Origin of the sequence: Isoptericola halotolerans (genome assembly GCF_045689585.1) — a bacterium.
Taxonomy (GTDB): domain Bacteria; phylum Actinomycetota; class Actinomycetes; order Actinomycetales; family Cellulomonadaceae; genus Isoptericola; species Isoptericola halotolerans_B.
The window spans coordinates 3,853,119-3,873,796 of sequence record NZ_CP140108.1 but is presented as its reverse complement, the minus strand read 5'-3'; the positions used below and the strand labels follow the sequence as shown (position 1 = coordinate 3,873,796).

21 protein-coding genes are annotated in these 20,678 nt (G+C 72.0%); 17 read left to right on the top strand and 4 right to left on the bottom strand.

All coding sequences use genetic code 11. The annotated features are described in order from the left end of the window. Positions 1-15: 15 nt before the first annotated feature. The 7 genes from sigE to UQW22_RS18220 all read left to right on the top strand — a co-directional run bounded on the left by sigE (position 16) and on the right by UQW22_RS18220 (position 6,031). Positions 16-588: an RNA polymerase sigma factor SigE gene (gene sigE, locus UQW22_RS18250; RefSeq protein ID WP_407318612.1), complete on the top strand. Its 573-nt coding sequence runs from the start codon at positions 16-18 to the stop codon at positions 586-588. Then, positions 585-1,472 carry an anti-sigma factor family protein gene (locus tag UQW22_RS18245; RefSeq protein ID WP_407318610.1) on the top strand — a complete coding sequence of 296 codons (888 nt, stop codon included), beginning with the start codon at positions 585-587 and terminating at the stop codon, positions 1,470-1,472. Before sigE ends, UQW22_RS18245 begins: the two co-directional genes overlap by 4 nt. Then, positions 1,469-2,845 (top strand): S1C family serine protease, encoded by a 1,377-nt coding sequence (locus UQW22_RS18240; protein ID WP_407318609.1) that lies wholly within the window; start codon positions 1,469-1,471, stop codon positions 2,843-2,845. Before UQW22_RS18245 ends, UQW22_RS18240 begins: the two co-directional genes overlap by 4 nt. A gap of 42 nt (positions 2,846-2,887) precedes the next feature. Continuing rightward, positions 2,888-3,271 (top strand): twin-arginine translocase TatA/TatE family subunit, encoded by a 384-nt coding sequence (locus UQW22_RS18235; RefSeq protein ID WP_407318607.1) that lies wholly within the window; start codon positions 2,888-2,890, stop codon positions 3,269-3,271. Between the two features lie 65 nt (positions 3,272-3,336). Beyond that, positions 3,337-4,386 carry a tryptophan--tRNA ligase gene (gene trpS / locus UQW22_RS18230; protein ID WP_407318606.1) on the top strand — a complete coding sequence of 350 codons (1,050 nt, stop codon included), beginning with the start codon at positions 3,337-3,339 and terminating at the stop codon, positions 4,384-4,386. Then, positions 4,383-4,943, top strand: coding sequence for a 2'-5' RNA ligase family protein (locus UQW22_RS18225; RefSeq protein ID WP_407318605.1), 561 nt, complete (start codon positions 4,383-4,385; stop codon positions 4,941-4,943). Before trpS ends, UQW22_RS18225 begins: the two co-directional genes overlap by 4 nt. A 53-nt stretch (positions 4,944-4,996) precedes the next feature. Then, entirely contained in the window at positions 4,997-6,031 is a 1,035-nt protein-coding gene (locus UQW22_RS18220) for a YihY/virulence factor BrkB family protein (protein WP_407318604.1), read from the top strand. 215 nt (positions 6,032-6,246) lie between these two features. Here UQW22_RS18220 and UQW22_RS18215 read toward each other — a convergent pair whose 3' ends face one another. The 4 genes from UQW22_RS18215 to sdhC are packed head-to-tail and all read right to left on the bottom strand — an operon-like array spanning position 6,247 to position 9,758. Beyond that, positions 6,247-7,017, bottom strand: coding sequence for a succinate dehydrogenase iron-sulfur subunit (locus UQW22_RS18215; RefSeq protein ID WP_407318602.1), 771 nt, complete (start codon positions 7,015-7,017; stop codon positions 6,247-6,249). Beyond that, positions 7,017-8,852 carry a succinate dehydrogenase flavoprotein subunit gene (gene sdhA, locus UQW22_RS18210; protein WP_407318601.1) on the bottom strand — a complete coding sequence of 612 codons (1,836 nt, stop codon included), beginning with the start codon at positions 8,850-8,852 and terminating at the stop codon, positions 7,017-7,019. Before sdhA ends, UQW22_RS18215 begins: the two co-directional genes overlap by 1 nt. A gap of 58 nt (positions 8,853-8,910) precedes the next feature. Next, positions 8,911-9,363 carry a succinate dehydrogenase hydrophobic membrane anchor subunit gene (locus UQW22_RS18205; protein ID WP_407318599.1) on the bottom strand — a complete coding sequence of 151 codons (453 nt, stop codon included), beginning with the start codon at positions 9,361-9,363 and terminating at the stop codon, positions 8,911-8,913. Then, the gene (gene sdhC / locus UQW22_RS18200; protein ID WP_407318598.1) at positions 9,363-9,758 is read right to left on the bottom strand and encodes a succinate dehydrogenase, cytochrome b556 subunit; all 396 of its coding nucleotides are present in this window, start codon (positions 9,756-9,758) and stop codon (positions 9,363-9,365) included. Before sdhC ends, UQW22_RS18205 begins: the two co-directional genes overlap by 1 nt. Positions 9,759-9,912: 154 nt before the next feature. On the opposite strand from sdhC, the gene UQW22_RS18195 reads away from it, so the two are divergent. The 10 genes from UQW22_RS18195 to UQW22_RS18150 all read left to right on the top strand — a co-directional run bounded on the left by UQW22_RS18195 (position 9,913) and on the right by UQW22_RS18150 (position 20,674). Further along, entirely contained in the window at positions 9,913-11,031 is a 1,119-nt protein-coding gene (locus UQW22_RS18195) for a mannose-1-phosphate guanylyltransferase (protein ID WP_407318597.1), read from the top strand. Further along, complete coding sequence (locus UQW22_RS18190) at positions 11,028-12,248, top strand: amidohydrolase (RefSeq protein WP_407318596.1); 1,221 nt, start codon at positions 11,028-11,030, stop codon at positions 12,246-12,248. Before UQW22_RS18195 ends, UQW22_RS18190 begins: the two co-directional genes overlap by 4 nt. Before the next feature lie 122 nt (positions 12,249-12,370). Beyond that, the gene (locus tag UQW22_RS18185; RefSeq protein WP_407318594.1) at positions 12,371-13,465 is read left to right on the top strand and encodes a BMP family protein; all 1,095 of its coding nucleotides are present in this window, start codon (positions 12,371-12,373) and stop codon (positions 13,463-13,465) included. A gap of 111 nt (positions 13,466-13,576) precedes the next feature. Next, positions 13,577-15,097, top strand: a complete 1,521-nt coding sequence (locus UQW22_RS18180) for an ABC transporter ATP-binding protein (RefSeq protein WP_407318593.1) — start codon at positions 13,577-13,579, stop codon at positions 15,095-15,097. A gap of 85 nt (positions 15,098-15,182) precedes the next feature. Beyond that, entirely contained in the window at positions 15,183-16,544 is a 1,362-nt protein-coding gene (locus tag UQW22_RS18175; protein WP_407318591.1) for an ABC transporter permease, read from the top strand. Continuing rightward, the gene (locus tag UQW22_RS18170) at positions 16,541-17,836 is read left to right on the top strand and encodes an ABC transporter permease (protein WP_407318589.1); all 1,296 of its coding nucleotides are present in this window, start codon (positions 16,541-16,543) and stop codon (positions 17,834-17,836) included. The genes UQW22_RS18175 and UQW22_RS18170 overlap by 4 nt, the downstream gene beginning before the upstream one ends. Before the next feature lie 2 nt (positions 17,837-17,838). Beyond that, positions 17,839-18,243 (top strand): cytidine deaminase, encoded by a 405-nt coding sequence (locus UQW22_RS18165; protein WP_407318588.1) that lies wholly within the window; start codon positions 17,839-17,841, stop codon positions 18,241-18,243. After that, positions 18,240-19,535 carry a thymidine phosphorylase gene (locus UQW22_RS18160; RefSeq protein ID WP_407318587.1) on the top strand — a complete coding sequence of 432 codons (1,296 nt, stop codon included), beginning with the start codon at positions 18,240-18,242 and terminating at the stop codon, positions 19,533-19,535. The genes UQW22_RS18165 and UQW22_RS18160 overlap by 4 nt, the downstream gene beginning before the upstream one ends. A 13-nt stretch (positions 19,536-19,548) precedes the next feature. Beyond that, positions 19,549-20,418 (top strand): hypothetical protein, encoded by an 870-nt coding sequence (locus UQW22_RS18155; RefSeq protein WP_407318586.1) that lies wholly within the window; start codon positions 19,549-19,551, stop codon positions 20,416-20,418. Positions 20,419-20,437: 19 nt separating this feature from the next. Next, positions 20,438-20,674 carry a hypothetical protein gene (locus tag UQW22_RS18150; protein ID WP_407318585.1) on the top strand — a complete coding sequence of 79 codons (237 nt, stop codon included), beginning with the start codon at positions 20,438-20,440 and terminating at the stop codon, positions 20,672-20,674. Positions 20,675-20,678 lie beyond the last annotated feature (4 nt).

Here is a 20,678-nt window from a genome sequence, read left to right as displayed (position 1 = left end):
GGGACGATGGCCTTGATGACCGAGAGCACTGCCCGCACCGACCCCTCCGCACCGTCCGCCGCGGAGTGGGTCCCCCCGACGTGGGACCAGATCGTGCGCGAGCACTCGGCACGCGTGTACCGCCTCGCCTACCGTCTCACGGGCGACAAGCAGGACGCGGAGGACCTGACGCAGGAGACGTTCCTGCGGGTCTTCCGGTCGCTGTCGAGCTACACGCCCGGCACGTTCGAGGGCTGGCTGCACCGCATCACCACCAACCTCTTCCTGGACCAGGTCCGGCGCAAGAAGCGCATCCGGTTCGAGGTCATGGGGGAGGACGCCTCCCGGGTCGAGGCGACCGACGACCGCGCCCGCCCGGAGCGGGGGTACGAGCACGCCCACCTCGACCACGACGTCCAGGCGGCGCTCGACGCACTGCGCCCCGAGTACCGTGCCGCCGTCGTCCTGTGCGACATCGAGGGCCTCAGCTATGAGGAGATCGCGGTCACGCTGGGCATCAAGATCGGCACCGTGCGGTCACGGATCCACCGGGCACGTGCCCAGCTCCGGGACGCGCTGGAGCACCGCCGCGCCGAGGTGGTGCGATGAGCGGCCACCTCGGAGACCTGGTGAGCGCGCTCGCGGACGGTCAGCTGGGGCCGGCCGAGACCGACCGCGCCCTCTGCCACGTCGCCGCGTGCCCGCTGTGCGCGGCCGAGCTCGAGGCAGCGCGGGCGTCCCGCCGTCGGCTCTCCCAGGCCTGCGACGTGACGCCGACGGCGGAGCTCACCGAACGTCTGCTCGCGCTGTCCGCGTCCATCCCGTCGGCGGAGCAGGACCCGCTGCGGGCGCCGGACCGTGACACCACGTGGCAGACGCCCGAGGCCTGGCGGACCACCCTCACCGGCGACATCGCCGGGTCGGCCCGCCGCCGTCGTCGTCGCCGGATCGCCGTGGCGGGGGTCGGGGGCGTCGGCGTGCTGGGCTGCGCGTTGTTCGTGCTCGGCCAGGCGCCCGTCGTGGCCCCCGAGACGTCGCGTGCCGCGGCCCTCAGCATGCTCGCCGGGACGGACGAGGTGTCGGCGAGCGTGTCGAGCGACGTCGTGCCCGACGACTACGTCTCGCCGGGGGCGCTGCCGGACGGGTACCAGCTCACCGGCGTGCGGACCGACGGCGAGGTCGTCGAGATCGAGCTGACGGGTCCCGAGGGCACCGTGGTCGTGCGTGAACGTCCCGGGCAGCTCGGAGGCCTCGGCGGGGGCGCGAGCACCCTGGACGTCCCGGGCCGCGACGGCGTGCACGTGCTCATGCGCGACCCCTGGCACGTCGCCTGGCAGGCGGGTGACACGGTGGTCGAGGCGACCACGGACGCCCCCCAGGACGTGCTGGTCGACGTCGTGTCCGCCTTCCCCGACGCCGACTACGATGCGGGGGTCCTGCCGCGGATCACCCGTGGCTGGTCCACCGTGACAGGAGCACTCACCCGCCCATGACGCACCAGGACCCCTCGGACCTCTTCGCGACGCCCGACCCGCCGGCCCGGCGACCGGATCCTGTTCCGGCGCCCGCCCCGGCGCCACCGGCTGGTCCGCCGCCGTACGGCGCACCGTCGCCCGCGGCGCGTCCCGCGCTGCCCGGACCGTACCTGCCGCCGGCTCCGACGTCGCCCGGTGCCACGCCCGGTGTCGCGCCCGTGCCGTCGCCCTCGGCTCCGCCGTCGTCCGCGGACGGGGCACGGCGGGACCGTCCGGCGGCCGCCCGGGCGCGTCTCGGCGGCGGCCGTGTCGCCGGCATCCTCGTCCTCGCCCTGCTGGTCGGGCTCGTGGGCGGGTTCGCCGGCGACCGGGTCGCGGACGCGACGTCGGACGACTCGCCCGTCGTGCAGCTCCCCGCCGCCAGGGGCGAGACCGGTGCGTCCGGGTTCGACCGCGCGGAGGGCACGGTGGCGGCGACGGCGGCCGAGGTGCTCCCCTCCGTGGTGTCGTTCGAGGTGACCGGTGGTGACGGGAGCGCGTCGAGCGGCTCCGGCTTCGTGCTGCGGTCCGACGGCTACATCGTGACGAACGACCACGTCGTGGCCGGTGGGGCGCGCGGCGGTGACGTCGTCGTCGTCCTGGCCGACGGCAGCGAGCACGAGGCGGAGGTCGTGGGTCGGACCTCCGACTACGACCTGGCCGTCGTGCGGATCGACGTCGAGGACCTCACGCCGCTCGTGCTGGGCGACTCCGACGACGTGGTGGTCGGCGACGAGGTGCTCGCCGTCGGGGCGCCGCTCGGGCTCGACTCGACGGTCACGAGCGGGATCGTCAGCGCGCTGCACCGCCCCGTCCAGGCCGGCGACCAGGCGACGACCGCGTTCATCGACGCGATCCAGACGGACGCCGCCATCAACCCCGGCAACTCCGGCGGGCCGCTGGTCAACGCCGCCGGGGAGGTGATCGGCATCAACTCGGCCATCGCGCAGCCCCCGGGCGCGATGCAGGCCACGGGCAGCATCGGCCTCGGGTTCGCGATCCCCGCCAACCAGGTGCGCACCACGGCCGAGCAGCTCATCGCGTCGGGGGAGGCGACGTACCCGGTCATCGGCGTGCTGCTCGACACGAGCTACACCGGCGAGGGGGTCAAGGTCGCCGAGGAGCCCCAGGACGGCAACGCCCCGGTGACGGACGGCGGCCCCGCCGACCTGGCCGGCATCCGTGCCGGCGACGTCATCCTGGCGATCGACGGCCGGCCGGTGTCGCAGAGCGACGAGCTGATCGTCGCGATCCGTGCCGCGCAGGCGGGTGACGCCGTCAACCTGACCGTCCGCACCGGGGAGGACGAGCGTGACGTGCGGGTCGTCCTCCAGGAACGGTCCAGCGAATGACCCGGTGTCGGACGACGTCCGTCGCGGGCTAGGCTGTCGGCCGTGAACTTCGTCGGGATCAACGGTGGCGAGCTGATCGTCATCGTGGTGCTCGCGCTCGTGCTCATCGGGCCCGAGCGGCTGCCGCACTACGCCGGGCAGCTCGCGGCCCTGGTGCGCCAGGGCAAGGTGGCGCTGCGCAGCGCCAAGGAGCGCATGGACCACGAGTTCGGCGACGAGCTCAGGGACGTCGACTGGCAGAAGCTCGACCCGCGCCAGTACGACCCACGACGCATCGTCAAGGAGGCCCTGCTCGACGACGAGCCGGCTCCGCGGACGACGCGGCGCACCGCGGGCTACGCCGACGCAGCGACCCCGACAGCCGCCGCGGCGGCGGCCGACGCGTCGCCGGCGCGACCTGTTCCCTTCGACGACGAGGCGACGTGACACCGTCGCCATCGACAGCACGGGCGTTTTCCGGACCGCCCGTCCCTCCTGCCAGAATGAGCCCCATGTCCGACGTCACCCCGGGCGCGCCGACGACGCCCCGGCCCCGCATCCTGTCCGGCATGCAGCCGACCGACACCTCCCTGCACCTGGGCAACTATCTCGGTGCCCTGACCCAGTGGGTCGCACTGCAGGACGACTACGACGCGCTCTACTGCGTCGTGGACCTGCACGCCCTGACGGTCAACCCCGACCCGGTAGCGCTGCGTGAGCGCACGCGTGCCACGGCCGCCCAGTACCTCGCGGGTGGCGTCGACCCGGAGCGCTCGACGCTCTTCGTGCAGTCGCACGTGCCGGAGCACACCGAGCTCGCCTGGCTGCTGAGCTGCCAGACCGGGTTCGGCGAGGCGAGCCGGATGACGCAGTTCAAGGACAAGTCCGCCAAGCAGGGCACCGAGGGCACGACGGTGGGCCTGTTCACCTACCCGGTGCTCATGGCGGCCGACATCCTCGTCTACGACGCCAACCTCGTCCCCGTCGGGGAGGACCAGCGCCAGCACCTCGAGCTGACGCGCGACCTCGCCGAGCGGCTCAACGGACGGTTCGGCGCCGGGACCGCCGTCGTGCCGGACCCGTACATCGTCACCGCCACGGCGAAGATCCAGGACCTGCAGAACCCGGCCGCCAAGATGTCGAAGTCCAACGCCGGCGGCAAGGGCGTCATCTGGCTGCTGGAGGACCCGAAGAAGGCCGCCAAGGCGATCAAGTCAGCGGTGACCGACGCGGACGACTCCTACGCCGTGTTCTTCGACCGGGAGAAGAAGCCGGGCATCTCCAACCTGCTGACGATCTTCTCCGCCGTCACCGGACGGACGCTCGACGACATCGCGGCCGAGTACGACGGTCGCGGCTACGGTTACCTCAAGGTCGACCTGGCGGACGCCGTCGTCGCCTTCCTCGAGCCGTTCCAGGAGCGCGCGAACACCTACCTGTCCGACCCGGCGCAGCTCGACAAGGTGCTCGACGACGGCGCGGCCCGGGCCCGCGAGATCGCCGGCGGGGTCCGCGACCGGTACTTCGACCGCTTCGGCCTGCTGCCGCGAGGCGCCCGGTGAACCTCCCTCCCCGCGGCCCCGACCAGGTGCGGATCGGCATCGCCATCGCGGTGCCCGACCCGTACGCCGCCCGCCTGCAGGGAGCCCGAGCAGACGTCGGCGACCCCCTCGCCGAGGCGATCCCGCCACACATCACCGTGGTCGGTCCGACGGTGGTCGACTCCTCGCTGCTGCCCGCCGTGGGGGAGCACCTCGAGAAGGTCGCCGCCGAGACGTCGCCCTTCCGGATCCACCTGCGGGGCACGGCGACCTTCCGGCCGATCTCACCGGTCGTGTTCGTGGCGCTCGCCGAGGGCATCGCCGAGTGCGAGCTCCTGGAGGAGCAGGCGCGCTCCGGGGTGCTCGCCCAGGAGCTGCGCTTCAACTACCACCCGCACGTCACGGTCGCCCACGAGGTGCCGGACGAGGCGTTGGACCGCGCCTTCCGGGAGATGAGCGACTTCGAGGCGCTCTTCGACGTGACCTCGGTGTGGATGTACGAGCACGGCGACGACGGCGTGTGGCGGCCGCAGCGGGCGTTCGCCCTCCGGGGGAGCCCGGCCGCCGGCCACTCCTGACCGCCCTGCCTGACCGACCTGCCGACCGCGGGACGGCTCGATAGGGTCGGGGCGTGCCCGACAGACTCGCCCGCCTCCGTGACCTGGTGGTCGGCCTCGTCCAGTGGGCGTTCGACCTGCGTTCCGTCCGTGCCGTCAAGTGGTACCTGGCGCGCCGCGGGAACCTGCTGTGCGGCGGGATCGCCTACTCGGCGCTGTTCTCGTTGGGCGCCGCCCTGACGATCGGCGTGAGCATCTTCTCGGCCACCCTGGGCAACCGCCAGGAGCTCAAGGAGGAGGTGTTCGACCAGATCGATGACTGGGTGCCGGGACTCCTCAAGGAGAGCCCGGGCGCGAAGGAGGGGCTGGTCTTCCCCGACGACCTGGTGCAGGACACCGCCTGGAGCTGGACCACCGTCGTCGCGGCGGTCGTCTTCCTGTGGACGGCCATCAGCGTGATGGGTGCCCTGCGGCACTCGGTGCGCTCGATGTTCGACGCCCCCGTGGTGGGGATCAACCCGGTGCTGTCCAAGGTCTGGCAACTCGTCGGCTTCCTGCTCCTCGGCGTGATGCTGGTGACCGCAGCGGCGGCGAGCATCGTCTCGCAGACGGTCAACCGGCAGTTCACCCGGTGGCTCGGCGACTCGGTGGTGCTGGGCTGGACGTTGACCCTGGGCACCTTCCTCGTCGGCGTGGTCCTGGACGCCGTGCTGATCTACCTGATCGTCCGGGTCGTCGGCCAGGTACGCCCGCGTCGCACCGGCGACCTCGTCGTCGGCTGCCTGGTCGCGGGCCTGGTCACCAGCGGCCTGCGCTTGGCGGGGACCTCGCTCGTGACCAGCGCTGCCTCGCGCAACGCGATCCTGGCGTCGTTCGTCACGCTCGCGGCCATCCTGCTGCTGGCCAACTTCGTCGCCCGGGTGCTGCTGCTCGTGTGCGCCTGGATGTACGACCCGCCCCGGCTCGACGAGATCGAGCGTGCGGAGCAGACGGTGGCGTGGTTGCGCCGTCGGGCCGAGATCGACCGGGTGGTGCGCCGGGGCCGAGGGAGCGGGCGACCGTACAGTGCCGTCGTCCGCGGCGTCCGCCGGGGCCTGTACGACTACTGACGTGCGCTACCTCGCGCCGTCGTGCGCTACCTCGCGCCGTCGTGCGCTACCTCGCGCTGACGTGCGCTACCTCGCGCCTTCGCCGGGACGGACGACGAAGCCCGGTGTCAAGATGATGTGCACGGTCGTCATCCCCGAAGTGGAGGGCGCGCAGCGCCCGTGTACGTGACCGTGCACATCGTCTCGACACCGGGCGTGCCGAGCGGACGAAAGACTCAGAAGGCGCGGGTGATCATCGCCCGCTTGACCTCCTGGATCGCCTTGGTGACCTCGATGCCGCGCGGGCAGGCCTCGGTGCAGTTGAAGGTCGTGCGACACCGCCACACGCCCTCCTTGTCGTTGAGGATCTCCAGGCGCTGGGTGGCGCCCTCGTCGCGCGAGTCGAAGATGAACCGGTGCGCGTTGACGATCGCCGCCGGGCCGAAGTACTGCCCGTCGGTCCAGAACACCGGGCAGGAGGACGTGCACGCGGCGCACAGGATGCACTTGGTGGTGTCGTCGAACCGCTCGCGGTCGGCCTGGGACTGGATGTTCTCGCGGCTCGGCTCGTTCCCGGAGGTGATGAGGAACGGCATGATCTCGCGGTAGGAGGCGAAGAACGGCTCCATGTCGACCACGAGGTCCTTGATCACGGGCAGACCCTTGATGGGTTCGACCGTGATCGGCTTGTCCGGGTTGACGTCCTTGAGCAGCGTCTTGCACGCGAGCCGGTTGCGGCCGTTGATCCGCACGGCGTCCGAACCGCAGACGCCGTGGGCGCAGGAGCGCCGGAACGTCAGCGAGCCGTCCAGCTCCCACTTGATCTTGTGCAGCGCGTCGAGGACCCGGTCGGTGCCGTGGGCGGTGACCGTGTGTTCCTCCCAGTAGGCCTCCGCCGAGACCTCCGGGTTGAACCGACGGATCCTCAGGGTGACGTCGAAGGAGACCACGGCACCGGACCGGCCTTCCGGAGCGGTGCTGGCAGTGTCTTCAAGAACAGCAGTCATCAGTACTTCCGCTCCATCGGCTCGTAGCGCGTCTGGGTCACGGGCTTGGACCCGAGGACCACCTTGTAGTCCCCGAAGTCCTCGACGTGGTCGAAGTAGCCCTCGACGTGCCCGTCGGCGGCGTCGGGGGCCGACGTCGGACGGCGGTACGCCATCGTGTGCAACATGTAGTTCGTGTCGTCGCGGTCCGGGAAGTCCTCGCGGTAGTGACCGCCGCGCGACTCGCGGCGGTTGAGCGCCGCCACGACCGTCACCTCCGCGATGTCCAGCAGGAAGCCCAGCTCGATCGCCTCGAGGAGGTCCGTGTTGAACAGCGTGCCCTTGTCCTGCACGGACACGTTGCGGTACCGCTTCTGCAGGTCACGGATGTCGGCGGCGGCCTGCTCCAGCGACTCCCGGGTGCGGAACACCTGGGCGTTCGCGTCCATGGTCTCCTGCAGCGCCTGGCGTACCTCGGCGACCCGTTCGCCCTCCGGGCGGTCCCGCATCTCGGCGAGCTGCGACTCGACACGGGCGGTGGGGGCCTCGGGGACCGGCAGGTGCTGTTCGACCGTCTGGGCGTACGCCGCCGCGGACCGGCCGGAGCGCTTGCCGAAGACGTTGATGTCGAGAAGCGAGTTGGTGCCGAGGCGGTTCGACCCGTGGACCGAGACGCAGGCGACCTCGCCGGCGGCGTAGAGGCCCTTGACGACGTTGTGGCCGTCGCGCAGCACCTCGCCCTTGATGTTCGTAGGCACCCCGCCCATGGCGTAGTGCGCCGTCGGGTAGACGGGCACTGGTTCGGTGTAGGGCTCGATACCGAGGTACGTCCGCGCGAACTCGGTGATGTCCGGCAGCTTGGCGTCGATGTGCGCCGGCTCCAGGTGGGTCAGGTCGAGGAGCACGTAGTCCTTGTTCGGCCCGGCGCCACGCCCTTCGCGCACCTCGTTGGCCATCGACCGGGCGACGATGTCACGCGGTGCGAGGTCCTTGATGGTGGGGGCGTAGCGCTCCATGAAGCGCTCGCCGTCGGCGTTGCGCAGGATGCCGCCCTCGCCGCGAGCCGCCTCGGACAGGAGGATGCCGAGCCCCGCGAGACCCGTGGGGTGGAACTGGAAGAACTCCATGTCCTCCAGCGGCAGGCCGCGGCGGTAGGCCAGGGCCATGCCGTCACCGGTGAGGGTGTGGGCGTTCGACGTGGTCTTGAAGATCTTGCCCGCCCCGCCGGTCGCGAAGATGATCGCCTTGGCCTGGAAGACGTGGATCTCGCCGGAGGCCAGGTCGTAGGCGACCACGCCGGTCGCGTTGACCTCGGCGCCGTCCTCGATCTGCTCGGTCGTCAGGTCGTGGTCGGTGAGCAGGTCCAGCACGTAGAACTCGTTGAAGAACTCGACGTCCTGCTTCACGCAGTTCTGGTACAGCGTCTGCAGGATCATGTGCCCGGTGCGGTCCGCGGCGTAGCAGGCGCGGCGCACCGCGGCCTCGCCGTGGTTGCGGGTGTGCCCGCCGAACCGGCGCTGGTCGATCCGCCCCTCGGGCGTGCGGTTGAAGGGCAGCCCCATCCGCTCCAGGTCGAGCACCGCGTCGATGGCCTCCTTGGCCATGATCTCGGCGGCGTCCTGGTCGACGAGGTAGTCGCCGCCCTTGATGGTGTCGAAGGTGTGCCACTCCCAGTTGTCCTCCTCGACGTTCGCGAGGGCGGCGCACATGCCGCCCTGCGCGGCGCCGGTGTGGGAGCGCGTCGGGTACAGCTTGGAGATGACCGCGGTGCGGGCCCCCTTCGAGGCCTCGAGCGCCGCGCGCATGCCGGCGCCGCCTGCGCCGACGATGACGACGTCGTACTGGTGGGTCTGCATCGGTTCCGATGCCTCCTGCGGCGAGTGGTGGATCAGCGGGCTGGGGGGATGCCTGGGCTCAGGCCGAGCAGAACGACGCGAGCAGCTCGGCCGGGGCGTCCGCCGGGCACGGGTCGAACGTGAAGATCACGAGCGTGCCGAGCACGACGGTGAAGGTGAAGGCCACCAGGAGCAGGCTCTTGAGGATCCCGCGCGTGACGTCCCGCTCGGCGTAGTCGTTGATGATGGTGCGCACACCGTTGGTGCCGTGGATCATGGCGAGCCACAGCATGGCCAGGTCCCACATCTGCCAGAACGGGCTGGCCCACTTGCCGCCCACGAAGGCGAAGTCGATCGCCTTGACGCCGTCGCCGACCATGAGGTTGACGAACAGGTGGCCGAAGACGAGGACGACCAGCAGCACGCCCGAGGCCCGCATGAAGACCCACGAGTACAGCTCGTAGTTGCCGCGCGTGGTCTTGCGCCGCGCGTAGGGGGACCGGGGCGTCGGGATCGAGGTCTGGGTGCTCATCAGTGGCCTCCGAAGACGTTCATCAGGTGGCGGGGCAGGAAGCCGGCCATCGTGACCACGCAGAGACCGAGGACGACCCACAGCATGACCCGCTGGTACCGGGGGCCCTTGGCCCAGAAGTCGACCAGCGCCACGCGGATGCCGTTGAAGGCGTGGAAGACGATGGCGGCCACCAGGCCGGCCTCGCCCAGCCCCATGATCGGCGTCTGGTACGTGCCGATGACGGCGTTGTACGCCTCGGGGGAGACCCGCACCAGTGCCGTGTCCAGCACGTGCACGAGCAGGAAGAAGAAGATGAGCACGCCGGTCACGCGGTGCGCGACCCAGGACCACATGCCTTCTCGGCCGCGGTAGAGCGTGCCAGCGGGAGCAGTCGGCACGGGGGGAGCCTCCATTGGCGGATGCGGGCGGGTTACGTGAAGACACTGTAGTGACACCGGGTCGCGAACGGGTCACGGAGTGTCCGAAAACGGCGTCTCTGTGCGGTTTCTGTGACACATTCCACAGGCTTCGTGTCGGCCGGCGGGAACGCGTCACTATGCTGCGGACATGCCCTCCTCTGCCATCCCCGGATTCCACGCCGTCGTCCCGGCGGGAGGTTCCGGCACCCGGCTGTGGCCCGTCTCGCGCGCCGACCACCCGAAGTTCCTGCACGATCTCACGGGTTCGGGACGCACGCTGCTGCAGGGGACGGCCGACCGGCTGGCCCCGCTCACCGGCGAGGACGGCATCGTCGTGGTCACCGGCCGGCGGCACGTCGACGCCGTCCGCGAGCAGCTCCCCGGTCTGGGTGCCGACCAGGTGCTGCCCGAGCCGTCCCCGCGGGACTCGATGGCCGCGATCGGGCTCGCCGCCGCCGTGCTGGAGCACCGCGTCGGCGACGTCGTCCTCGGCTCCTTCGCCGCCGACCAGGTGGTCACGGGCCGCCCGGAGTTCGAGCGGTCGGTGCGCGAGGCGGTGGAGGCGGCGCGCGCCGGGTACGTGACCACGATCGGCATCGCCGCGTCGCGTCCGTCGACGGCCTTCGGCTACGTCCGCGGCGGCGCGCCGCTCGGGGTCGACGGCGCCCCGAGCGCCGTCCACGTGCGGGGCTTCACCGAGAAGCCCGACGCGGGCACGGCGCGCGAGTACCTGTCGTCGGGGGAGTACCGCTGGAACGCCGGCATCTTCGTCGCGAGCACCGGGGTCCTGCTCGGCCACCTGGCGGAGCAGCGGCCCGCGCTGCACGACGGCCTGCGCCGCGTCGCGGAGGTCTGGGACACCCCGCGACGGGACGAGGTGCTGGCCGAGGTGTGGCCGGGCCTGGAGAAGATCGCCATCGACCATGCCGTCGCCGAGCCGGTGGCGGCGGCGGGCGGGGTCGCGATGGTGCCGGGGTCGTTCGGCTGGGACGACGTCGGCGACTTCAACTCGCTCGCGGCCCTGCTGCCGGCGGACGACGACGCGGGCTCCAAGGTGCTCGGCGACGGCGCGGACGTCGTGCGTGTGCAGAGCGCGGGGTCGGTGGTCGTCCCGGCCGGCGGGCGCACGGTGACGCTGCTCGGGATCGACGACGTCGTCGTCGTCGACACCCCGGACGCCCTCCTGGTCACGACCCGCGCGCGCGCCCAGCAGGTGCGGCGGATGGTGGACGCCGTGCGCGACCACGGTCGTGAGGACCTGCTGTGAGCGGCGCACCCGGCCGAGCGGCCGCCGCCCGGCTCGACGCGGTCGTCGCCGGCCTGGAGGACGAGCTGGTCGCGGTGCGGCGCGACCTGCACGCCCACCCGGAGATCGCGCGCGAGGAGGTCCGGACGACGGCGGTGCTCGCCGACCGCCTGCGGGCGGCGGGTCTGCGTCCCCGGCTGCTCGAGGGCACGGGGCTCGTGTGCGACGTCGGCCCCGACGTCCCGGGCCGTGGCCGGGTGGCCCTGCGTGCGGACATCGACGCGCTGCCCCTGGACGACCTGTGCGGCTGCGACTTCGCCTCCACGGTGCCGGGCGTCGCCCACGCGTGCGGCCACGACGTGCACGCGGCCGTGGTGCTCGGTGCGGGGCTCGCGCTGGCCCGGCTGGACGCCGAGGGCCTCCTCGAGGTCGGCGCGCGCCTGATCTTCCAGCCCGCCGAGGAGACCATGCCGGGCGGTGCGCACGACGTCATCGCCCAGGGCGTGCTCGACGGCGTCGAGCGGATCGCGGCGGTGCACGCCGAGCCGAAGCTCGACGTCGGGCGCGTCGGCACGCGCATCGGCCCCATCACCTCGGCGTCCGACCTCGTCACCGTGACCCTCTCCTCGGGAGGCGGGCACACGTCGCGCCCGCACCTGACCGGTGACGTGGTCTACGCGCTCGGCCAGGTCATCACCCAGGTGCCCGCCGTGCTGGGCCGGCGGCTGGACCCGCGCTCGGGGGTGAACCTCACGTGGGGCGCCGTCGAGGCGGGGCACGCGCACAACGCCATCCCGATGTCGGGCGTCGCCAAGGGCACCCTGCGCTGCCTGGACGTGCGTGCCTGGGAGAAGGCGGGCCAGGTGCTGCACGACGCCGTCGAGCAGGTCGTGGCCCCCTACGACGTCGACGTGAGCGTGCACCACGTCCGCGGCGTGCCGCCGGTCGACAACGACGCCGAGGTGACGGCGCGGCTCGAGGAGGCCGGTGCCGCCGTCCTGGGCGACGACGGCGTGGTCCTGACCGAGCAGTCGCTCGGCGGCGAGGACTTCGCGTGGTACCTGACGAAGGTGCCGGGTGCGATGGCTCGCCTCGGCACGGCGACCCCCGGCGGGCGCCGCTACGACATCCACCAGGGTGACCTGGTCGTCGACGAGCGGGCGATCGGTATCGGCGCCAGGTTGCTGGCTCGTTTCGTCCTCGGGCCCCAGCCGTCGCCGCACGTACCGCTTCGGTAACGACTCGGCCACGGGAGGCCCTGACGGCATCGGGGACGCCGAGCGGTGGTTACGCTTGCCGTCTCTGATCGTGAGACGGGCGTGCGCCCGCCCTCACCCACCCTCATCGACAGGAGTGACAGGTGAAGAGAGCCATCCAGCTCACTGCCCTCGCAGGTGCCGCCGCGCTGACCCTCGCGGCGTGCGGCTCGGCCCCCGAGGAGACCACCGGGGAATCAACCGAGACCGCTGCGGCGGAGTCCGACTTCTCGGCATGCATCGTCTCCGACGAGGGCGGGTTCGACGACAAGAGCTTCAACCAGCTCAGCTACGAGGGCGCCCAGCAGGCCACCGAGGAGCTGGGCGCTTCCTTCCACGAGGTCCAGTCCCAGTCGGAGACGGACTACGAGCCCAACGTCCGGTCCCTCGTCGACCAGGGCTGCAACGCCATCGTCGCCGTCGGCTTCGCGCTGTCGCCCGCGACCGCCGAGTCGGCGAACGCCAACCCGGAGATCGACTACATCCTCGTCGACGACGCGGCGGACAACGACTTCGACGGCACCAAGGACGCCGAGAACGTCAAGCCGCTGCTGTACAACACGGCGGAGGCCGCGTTCCTGGCCGGCTACCTGTCCGCTGGCTACTCGGAGGCCGGCAAGGTCGGCACCTTCGGCGGCCAGCCGTTCCCGACCGTCACGATCTTCATGGACGGCTTCAAGCAGGGCGTGGAGCACTACAACGAGGTCAACGACGCCGAGGTCGAGGTCATCGGCTACGAGGGCGGCGAGGACGGCGCGTTCACCGGCGGCTTCGCGGCCAACGAGACCGCCAAGACGACCGCCAAGAACATCCTCGACCAGGGCGTCGACGTGATCCTGCCGGTCGGCGGCCCGATCTACCAGTCCGCGATCGCTGCGATCGAGGACTCGGGCCGTGACGTCGCGCTCGTCGGCGTGGACGCCGACTTCTACGAGACCGACCCGACCACGCAGCCGTACGTGCTCACGTCGATCCTCAAGAAGATGGACGTCTCTACCTACGAGGCCGTGCTCTCCTCCGGCGAGGGCACCTTCGACCCGGAGGCCTATGTCGGCACCCTCGAGAACGAGGGCGTGGGCCTGGCCCCGCTCCACGACTTCGAGGACAAGGTCGACCCGGCGCTCGTGACCGAGGTCGACGAGCTGCGTCAGCAGATCATCGACGGCGAGCTCGAGGTCACGTCCTACCTGGACCAGTGACGTCACGACGACGGTGACCGCCGGCGCGGCGGGGCACGGGCTTCCTCGTGTCCCGCCGCGCCGTGCGGCCTAGGCTGACGACGGGATCATGAGGAAGGTGGGCGCACCACGATGAGGCTCGAGCTGCGACGCATCACCAAGCGCTTCGGCGCGCTGGTCGCCAACGACCACATCGACCTGGTGGTCGAGCCCGGGGAGATCCACTGCCTCCTCGGCGAGAACGGGGCGGGCAAGTCCACCCTGATGAACGTGCTCTACGGGTTGTACGACGCGGACGAGGGCGACATCCTCCTCGACGGCGAGGTGCAGGACTTCGCCGGACCCGGCGACGCCATGGCGGCCGGCATCGGCATGGTCCACCAGCACTTCATGCTGGTGCCCGTGTTCACCGTCGCCGAGAACGTCATGCTCGGCCACGAGGCCACGCGCGGCCCGGGAGTGCTCGACCTGGAGTCTGCCCGCACCACCGTGCGGGACACCGCCGCCCGGTTCGGCTTCCACATCGACCCCGACCGGCTGGTCGAGGACCTCCCCGTCGGGGTGCAGCAGCGCGTCGAGATCATCAAGGCGCTGAGCCGGGACGCCCGTGTGCTGGTCTTCGACGAGCCCACGGCGGTCCTCACGCCGCAGGAGACCGACGAGCTGATGGCGATCATGCGCCAGCTCCGCGACGAGGGCACCGCGATCGTCTTCATCACCCACAAGCTGCGCGAGGTGCGTGAGGTCGCCGACCGCATCACCGTCGTCCGGCACGGCAGGGTCGTCGGCGAGGCGGAGCCCACCGCGACGGACAACGAGCTGGCCGCCCTCATGGTCGGCCGCGCCGTCGAGCTGACGGTGCGCAAGGACCCCCCGCGCCTGCGGGACAACGCGCTGGAGGTCTCCGACCTCGTCGTCACCCACACCGACGGGCAGGTCGCCGTCGACGGGGTGAGCTTCACGGTGCGCGGCGGCGAGGTGCTGGTGGTCGCCGGCGTGCAGGGGAACGGGCAGACCGAGCTCACTGAGGCGCTCCTCGGCCTGCAGGACGACGTCAGCGGGTCCGTCCGGCTGGACGGTGCGGAGCTGGTGGGACGCTCGGTGCGCCAGGTGCTCGACGCCGGTGTCGGGTTCGTGCCCGAGGACCGCAGCACCGACGGCCTGGTCGGCGAGTTCACGATCGCCGAGAACCTGGTGCTCGACCGGACCGACGGACCCCCCTTCGTGCGGGCCGGGTCTCTGCAGCTGGGCCCCCGGGACGAGTTCGCCCGCGAGAAGGTCCAGGAGTACGACGTGCGGACCACCGGCATCGACCTGCCCGTGGGCCGGCTCTCCGGCGGCAACCAGCAGAAGGTCGTCCTGGCCCGCGAGCTCTCCCGGGACCTGCGTCTCTTCGTGGCCGCGCAGCCGACGCGCGGCGTCGACGTGGGGTCGATCGAGTTCATCCACCAGCAGGTCGTGGCGACCCGTGACGCGGGTCTCCCCGTCGTCGTCGTCTCGACCGAGCTGGACGAGGCCGCCGCCCTCGCCGACCGGATCATGGTCATGTACCGCGGCAAGGTGGTCGGCATCGTGCCGGCCGACACACCACGTGACGTGCTGGGCTTGATGATGGCCGGCGTCGCACCCGAGAGCGAAGGAGAGGCCGCGTGAGCGCGAGGAGCCCCCGCGCAGGGGTGCCGAGGTACGAGGTGCACCGCAGCGAGGCACAGCAACGGGCACGCAAGGAGGGATCCGCGTGAGCGACACGCCGAAGCGTTCGCCGGAGCCGACCGAGAACCCTCTCGGCGACGAGCACGAGCACGTCGACGCCACCGCGGAACCCGGCCCGGCCGAGGAGCTCGAGCAGGAACGCGCCCGGGTGGCCGCGCTCAGCACCGACGAGCCGGACGACCGCTGGCAGGACGCGTTCCGGAGGATCGCCTCCGGCGGCTGGGCCGTCTCGCTCGGGGCGATCTTGCTCGCGGTGATCGCCGGTTCGCTGATGATCATCGTCACCGACGAGGGCGTCCAGGAGGCAGCCGGGTACTTCTTCTCCCGGCCGGGCGACACCTTCGCCGCGGTCGGGCAGGCCGTGGGTGGTGCCTACTCCGCCCTCTTCCAGGGTTCGGTCTACAACTTCCGGGCGGATTCGTTCGCCGCAGGCATCCGGCCTCTGACCCAGACCCTCAACAACGCGACGCCGCTCATCGCGGCGGGGCTCGGCGTGGCCATCGCGTTCAAGGCGGGTCTGCTGAACATCGGTGGCCAGGGGCAGATGCTCATGGCGGCGACGGCGGCGGGCTGGATCGGCTTCGGCGTCACCGGGCTGCCGTTCCCGCTGCACCTCCTGCTGGCGATCGTGGCCGGCATGCTCGCCGGTGGCCTGTGGGCCGGCATCGCCGGTCTGCTCAAGGCCCGGACCGGGGCCCACGAGGTCATCGTGACGATCATGCTCAACTACATCGCCTACTACCTGCTGTCCTACTTCCTGGCGACGCCCGGCCTGATGCAGGCGCCGGGGTCCGGCAACCCGAGGACGCCGCCGATGCAGGAGTCGGCCATCCTGCCCCCGCTCCTGGGCGATCAGTACTCCCTGCACTGGGGTTTCGTCCTGGCGCTGATCGCCGTCGCCGTCGTGTGGTGGATCCTCAACCGGTCCGCCGTCGGGTTCTCCTACCGTGCGGTCGGGGAGAACGCACGGGCCGCCCGTGTCGCGGGAATCGACGTCCCGCGTGCCACGGTGTCGGTGATGCTGGTGGCCGGTGCGCTGGTGGGCCTCGCGGGGGTCTCGCAGGTGCTCGGGACCTCGACCACCGGATTCGGCGCGGACATCGACGCCGGCATCGGGTTCGACGCCATCACCGTCGCCCTCCTGGGCAACTCGAACCCGATCGGCGTGCTCGGCGCCGGGATCCTCTTCGGAGCGTTCAAGGCGGGCGGTTCGGCCATGCAGGCCGCCGAGGGCATCCCGATCGAGATCGTGCTGGTCGTCCAGTCCCTGATCGTGCTGTTCATCGCGGCACCGCCGCTGGTGCGGGCGATCTTCCACCTGCCGCAGCCGAGCAGGACGCCGAAGAAGAGGCGGCCGCGTGCTGCCGCGAAGGAGGTCTCGGCATGACCGCCCCCACCGTCGGGACCAGCCCCGCCACACCGCAGGACGCCCCGCGCAGGGTCAGCACGGTGTCGCGCAAGACGACGGTCTCCCTCGCCGTGGTGCTCGCGCTGTACGCCCTGCTCCTGGTCCTCGTCCCGCACGAGGGCAGCGCCCGGTTCGCCCTGTCGACACCCACCGACTTCTTCCAGATCCCGGTCTACGTCATCCCCGGGATGCTGACCGCGTGGCTGTGCGGGGCAGGCGCCGCCGCGCTCGTTGTCGTCTCCGCGGTGGCCACGGGAGCACGACGTCGGACGCCCGTGTGGGCGATCGGTCTCTACTCCGCGCTGCTGCTGTTCGGGTTCCTCGCCTGGGCGGCCGCTGGCAGCCCGCGCGACCTGTCGGTAGTGGGTCTGCTGGGGGGAGCCCTGGTCCTGTCGGTGCCGCTCGTCTACGGCGCCATGACCGGTGTCATCGGTGAGCGCGCCGGGATCATCAACATCGCCATCGAGTCCAACCTGTTGGCGGGGGCCTTCACGGCCGCCGTGGCGGGCTCCCTGACAGGTAGTCCGTGGGCCGGTCTCCTCGCTGCGATGATCGCGTCGGCGCTGGTCTCGCTGGTGCTCGCGCTCTTCTCCATCACCTACCGGGTCAACCAGATCATCGTCGGTGTGGTGCTGAACGTGCTGGTCATCGGGCTGACGAGCTTCTTCTACTCGCTCGTGCTCGTGCCGAACACCGAGGCCCTCAACGCGACCACCCGGTTCGAGCGCATCCCGATCCCGCTCCTGGAACGCATCCCCGTCGTCGGGCCGGTGCTCTTCGACCAGACGATCGTCGTCTACCTGATGTACCTCATCGTGCCGGGCGTGTGGTTCAGCCTGTTCCGTACCCGGTGGGGTCTGCGGCTGCGTGCCGTGGGCGAGCACCCGCGCGCCGCCGACACGGTCGGCATCGAGGTGCTGCGGACGCGCTACCGCGCCCTGCTGGTGGCCGGTGCTCTCGGGGGCATGGGCGGCGCCTTCTACACGGTCGTGTCCATCAACCAGTTCAACCGGGAGATGACCGCCGGTGCCGGCTTCATCGCCCTGGCGGCGATGATCTTCGGCAAGTGGAACCCGATCCGCGCGGCGCTGGCGGGGCTGCTGTTCGGGTTCGCGACGAACCTGCAGAACGTGCTGTCCGTCGTCGGGTCGCCGGTGCCGAGCCAGTTCATGCTCATGCTGCCGTACATCGTCACGCTGTTCGCGGTGGCGGGTCTGGTGGGCAGGTCCCGGCCGCCGGCGGCGCTGGCGACCCCGTACACCAAGGAGTAGCGGTGGCCCCCCACGAGCTCGCCGTGGACTGGGACGCGCTGCGTTCCGCCGCCCGTGACGTCTCCCGACGCGCCTACGTGCCGTACTCGGCGTTCCCGGTCGGCGCGGCGGCCTACGCCGACGACGGTCGGCTGCTGGTCGGGTGCAACGTGGAGAACGCGGGCTACGGCGTGACGCTCTGCGCCGAGTGCTCGCTGGTCTCCGCCCTCGTCACCGGCGGCGGAGGCCGCCTGACGGCGTTCACCTGCGTGGCCGGGGACGGCGAGCTCCTGACACCCTGCGGCCGGTGCCGCCAGCTCCTGTGGGAGCACGGTGGAGCCGAGCTGCTCGTCGAGACGCCACGCGGCGTCGTCACCATGGCCGAGATGCTGCCCCAGGCGTTCGGCGCGGAGGACCTGAACCGATGAACGAAGCCTTCGACGTCGTGGACGTCATCCGGACCAAGCGCGACCGGTCCCCCCTGACCGCTGCGCAGATCGACTGGGTCGTGGACGCCTACACGCGCGGCGCCGTCGCCGAGGAGCAGATGTCGTCCCTGGCGATGGCGATCCTGCTCAACGGGATGAGCCGCGACGAGGTCGCCGGGTGGACGCAGGCCATGATCGACTCCGGCGAGCGGATGGACTTCTCCGGGCTGTCCCGCCCGACGGCGGACAAGCACTCCACCGGTGGGGTGGGCGACAAGATCACCCTGCCGCTGGCCCCGCTCGTCGCGGCGTTCGGGGTGGCGGTCCCGCAGCTCTCGGGGCGCGGCCTGGGGCACACCGGGGGCACCCTGGACAAGCTGGAGTCGATCCCGGGCTGGCGTGCCGCCCTGAGCAACGACGAGATGCTCGCCCAGCTCGAGGACGTGGGCGCCGTGATCTGTGCGGCGGGTGCCGGCCTGGCGCCGGCGGACAAGAAGCTCTACGCGCTGCGGGACGTCACGGGAACGGTCGAGTCGATCCCCCTCATCGCGAGCTCCATCATGTCCAAGAAGATCGCCGAGGGCACGGGCGCGCTGGTGCTGGACGTCAAGGTCGGATCCGGGGCCTTCATGAAGGACGCGGAGCAGGCGCGGGAGCTGGCCCGCACGATGGTCGCGCTGGGCACCGACGCCGGGGTGCGCACGGTCGCGCTGCTGACGGACATGTCCGTGCCGCTGGGCCGCACGGCGGGCAACGCCCTGGAGGTCCGCGAGTCCGTCGAGGTGCTCGCCGGCGGCGGCCCGGCCGACGTCGTCGACCTCACCGTGGCGCTGGCCGTGGAGATGCTGGACGCCGCGGGTCGGCCCACCGGCGAGGACGAGGTCCGCGCAGCGCTCGGCGACGGCCGGGCGATGGACGCCTGGCGGCGGATGATCAGCGCCCAGGGCGGCGACCCGGACGCGGAGCTGCCGGTGGCCGAGCACACCGAGACGGTGCGCGCCGACCGCGACGGCGTGCTGGCCGAGCTCGACGCCTACGCCGTGGGCGTGGCGGCGTGGCGTCTCGGCGCGGGGCGCTCGCGCAAGGAGGACCCCGTGCAGGCGGGCGCCGGCGTGGAGATCCACGTCCGTCCCGGCGAGCAGGTCGCCGCCGGCCAGGCCGTCATGACGCTGCACACCGACACACCGGAACGGTTCGACCGGGCCCGGGCGGCGCTCGAGGACGGTTGGCGGGTCGCGCCGTCGGGCACGTCGGTGCCGCGCCGACCGGTCGTCCTCGACCGGATCCACTGACACGGCGCACACCGTGCGGGCGCGGCACGACGCGCAGCGGCTGACCGACCTGCTGGAGGCCGTGGGGCTGTTCTGCGGCCCCGTGCCGCGGCTGCCCGCGGGCGCGCGCACCGCGCCGCACGTCCCGTACCCCGTGGAGTCCGCGCTGCGGGGCATCGACCCGGTGGTCCGCGCGCGCGTGCTCGACCCGCTGGGACGGGCCCAGGAGGCCCCGCGCCCCGGCCGGCCGGTGCCGGTGCTCCTGCCCGAGCTGGTCGGTGCCACCCGGCCGGGCGCGCGGCCCACGCTGCTCGCCCCCGAGGCGCGCCAGGTCGACGAGACCACGTGCGGGGCGGCGGTGCTCGCGATGCTCCGCCTGGCGGGCGACCCGGCGGCGGCGCTCGCCCTCGCCCGGGACCCCCGTGGTGCACGGCACGCGTTCGCCGCGCTGCAGCGTGCCACCCAGGCCCGCACCCGGCGCGTCTGGCCACGGAGGCTGGGTACCCCGCCGTGGGGGGCGGCCCGCGCCGCGCGGTACGGACCGGTGCGCCACACGCACCGGGTGGTCGGGAGCGGCGAACCGTCCGTGGGGCCGCGGGCCGTGCTGGCCGCGGCCGTCGCCGCGGCGTCGGCGGGGATCCCGGTGCCGTTGTACACGGGCGGGGACCTCGGGCACGGCGCGACGACGGCGGTCCCCCGGCACGTGGTCCTCCTCACGGCGGTGCGGACCGGCCCGACCGGCTCGACGGCGACGCTGTACGAGCCGTCGTCGGGCGCGCTGCACGCCGTGCCGGTCGACGCGCTGCGGAGCGTCGACGGGGCCCCGAGGCAGCCGAGCCGCCGACGGGCGCTCGGTGGCTGGCCGCACGTCGTGTGGGCGGTCCTGCCTCGCGAGGAGCGGTGATCGGCGTCAGCATGGACGCATGAGCACGACACCGTCCGACGCCTGGCGTGACGCCGGCCTGGAAGCGCCCGACGAGACCACCAGCCTCGTGGAGGAGCCGAGGGCGGCCGACCCCGTCCCCGAGCACGAGGCCGAGACCGACGAGTACCGGCCCGACACGCCGCGCCCCGACCTGGACGGGGAGGCCGCGGAGGCCGACGTCGCCGAGCAGGCGAGCGTCGTCCCCACCCCCGAGGAGGACCCGGACACGGCCTGAACCG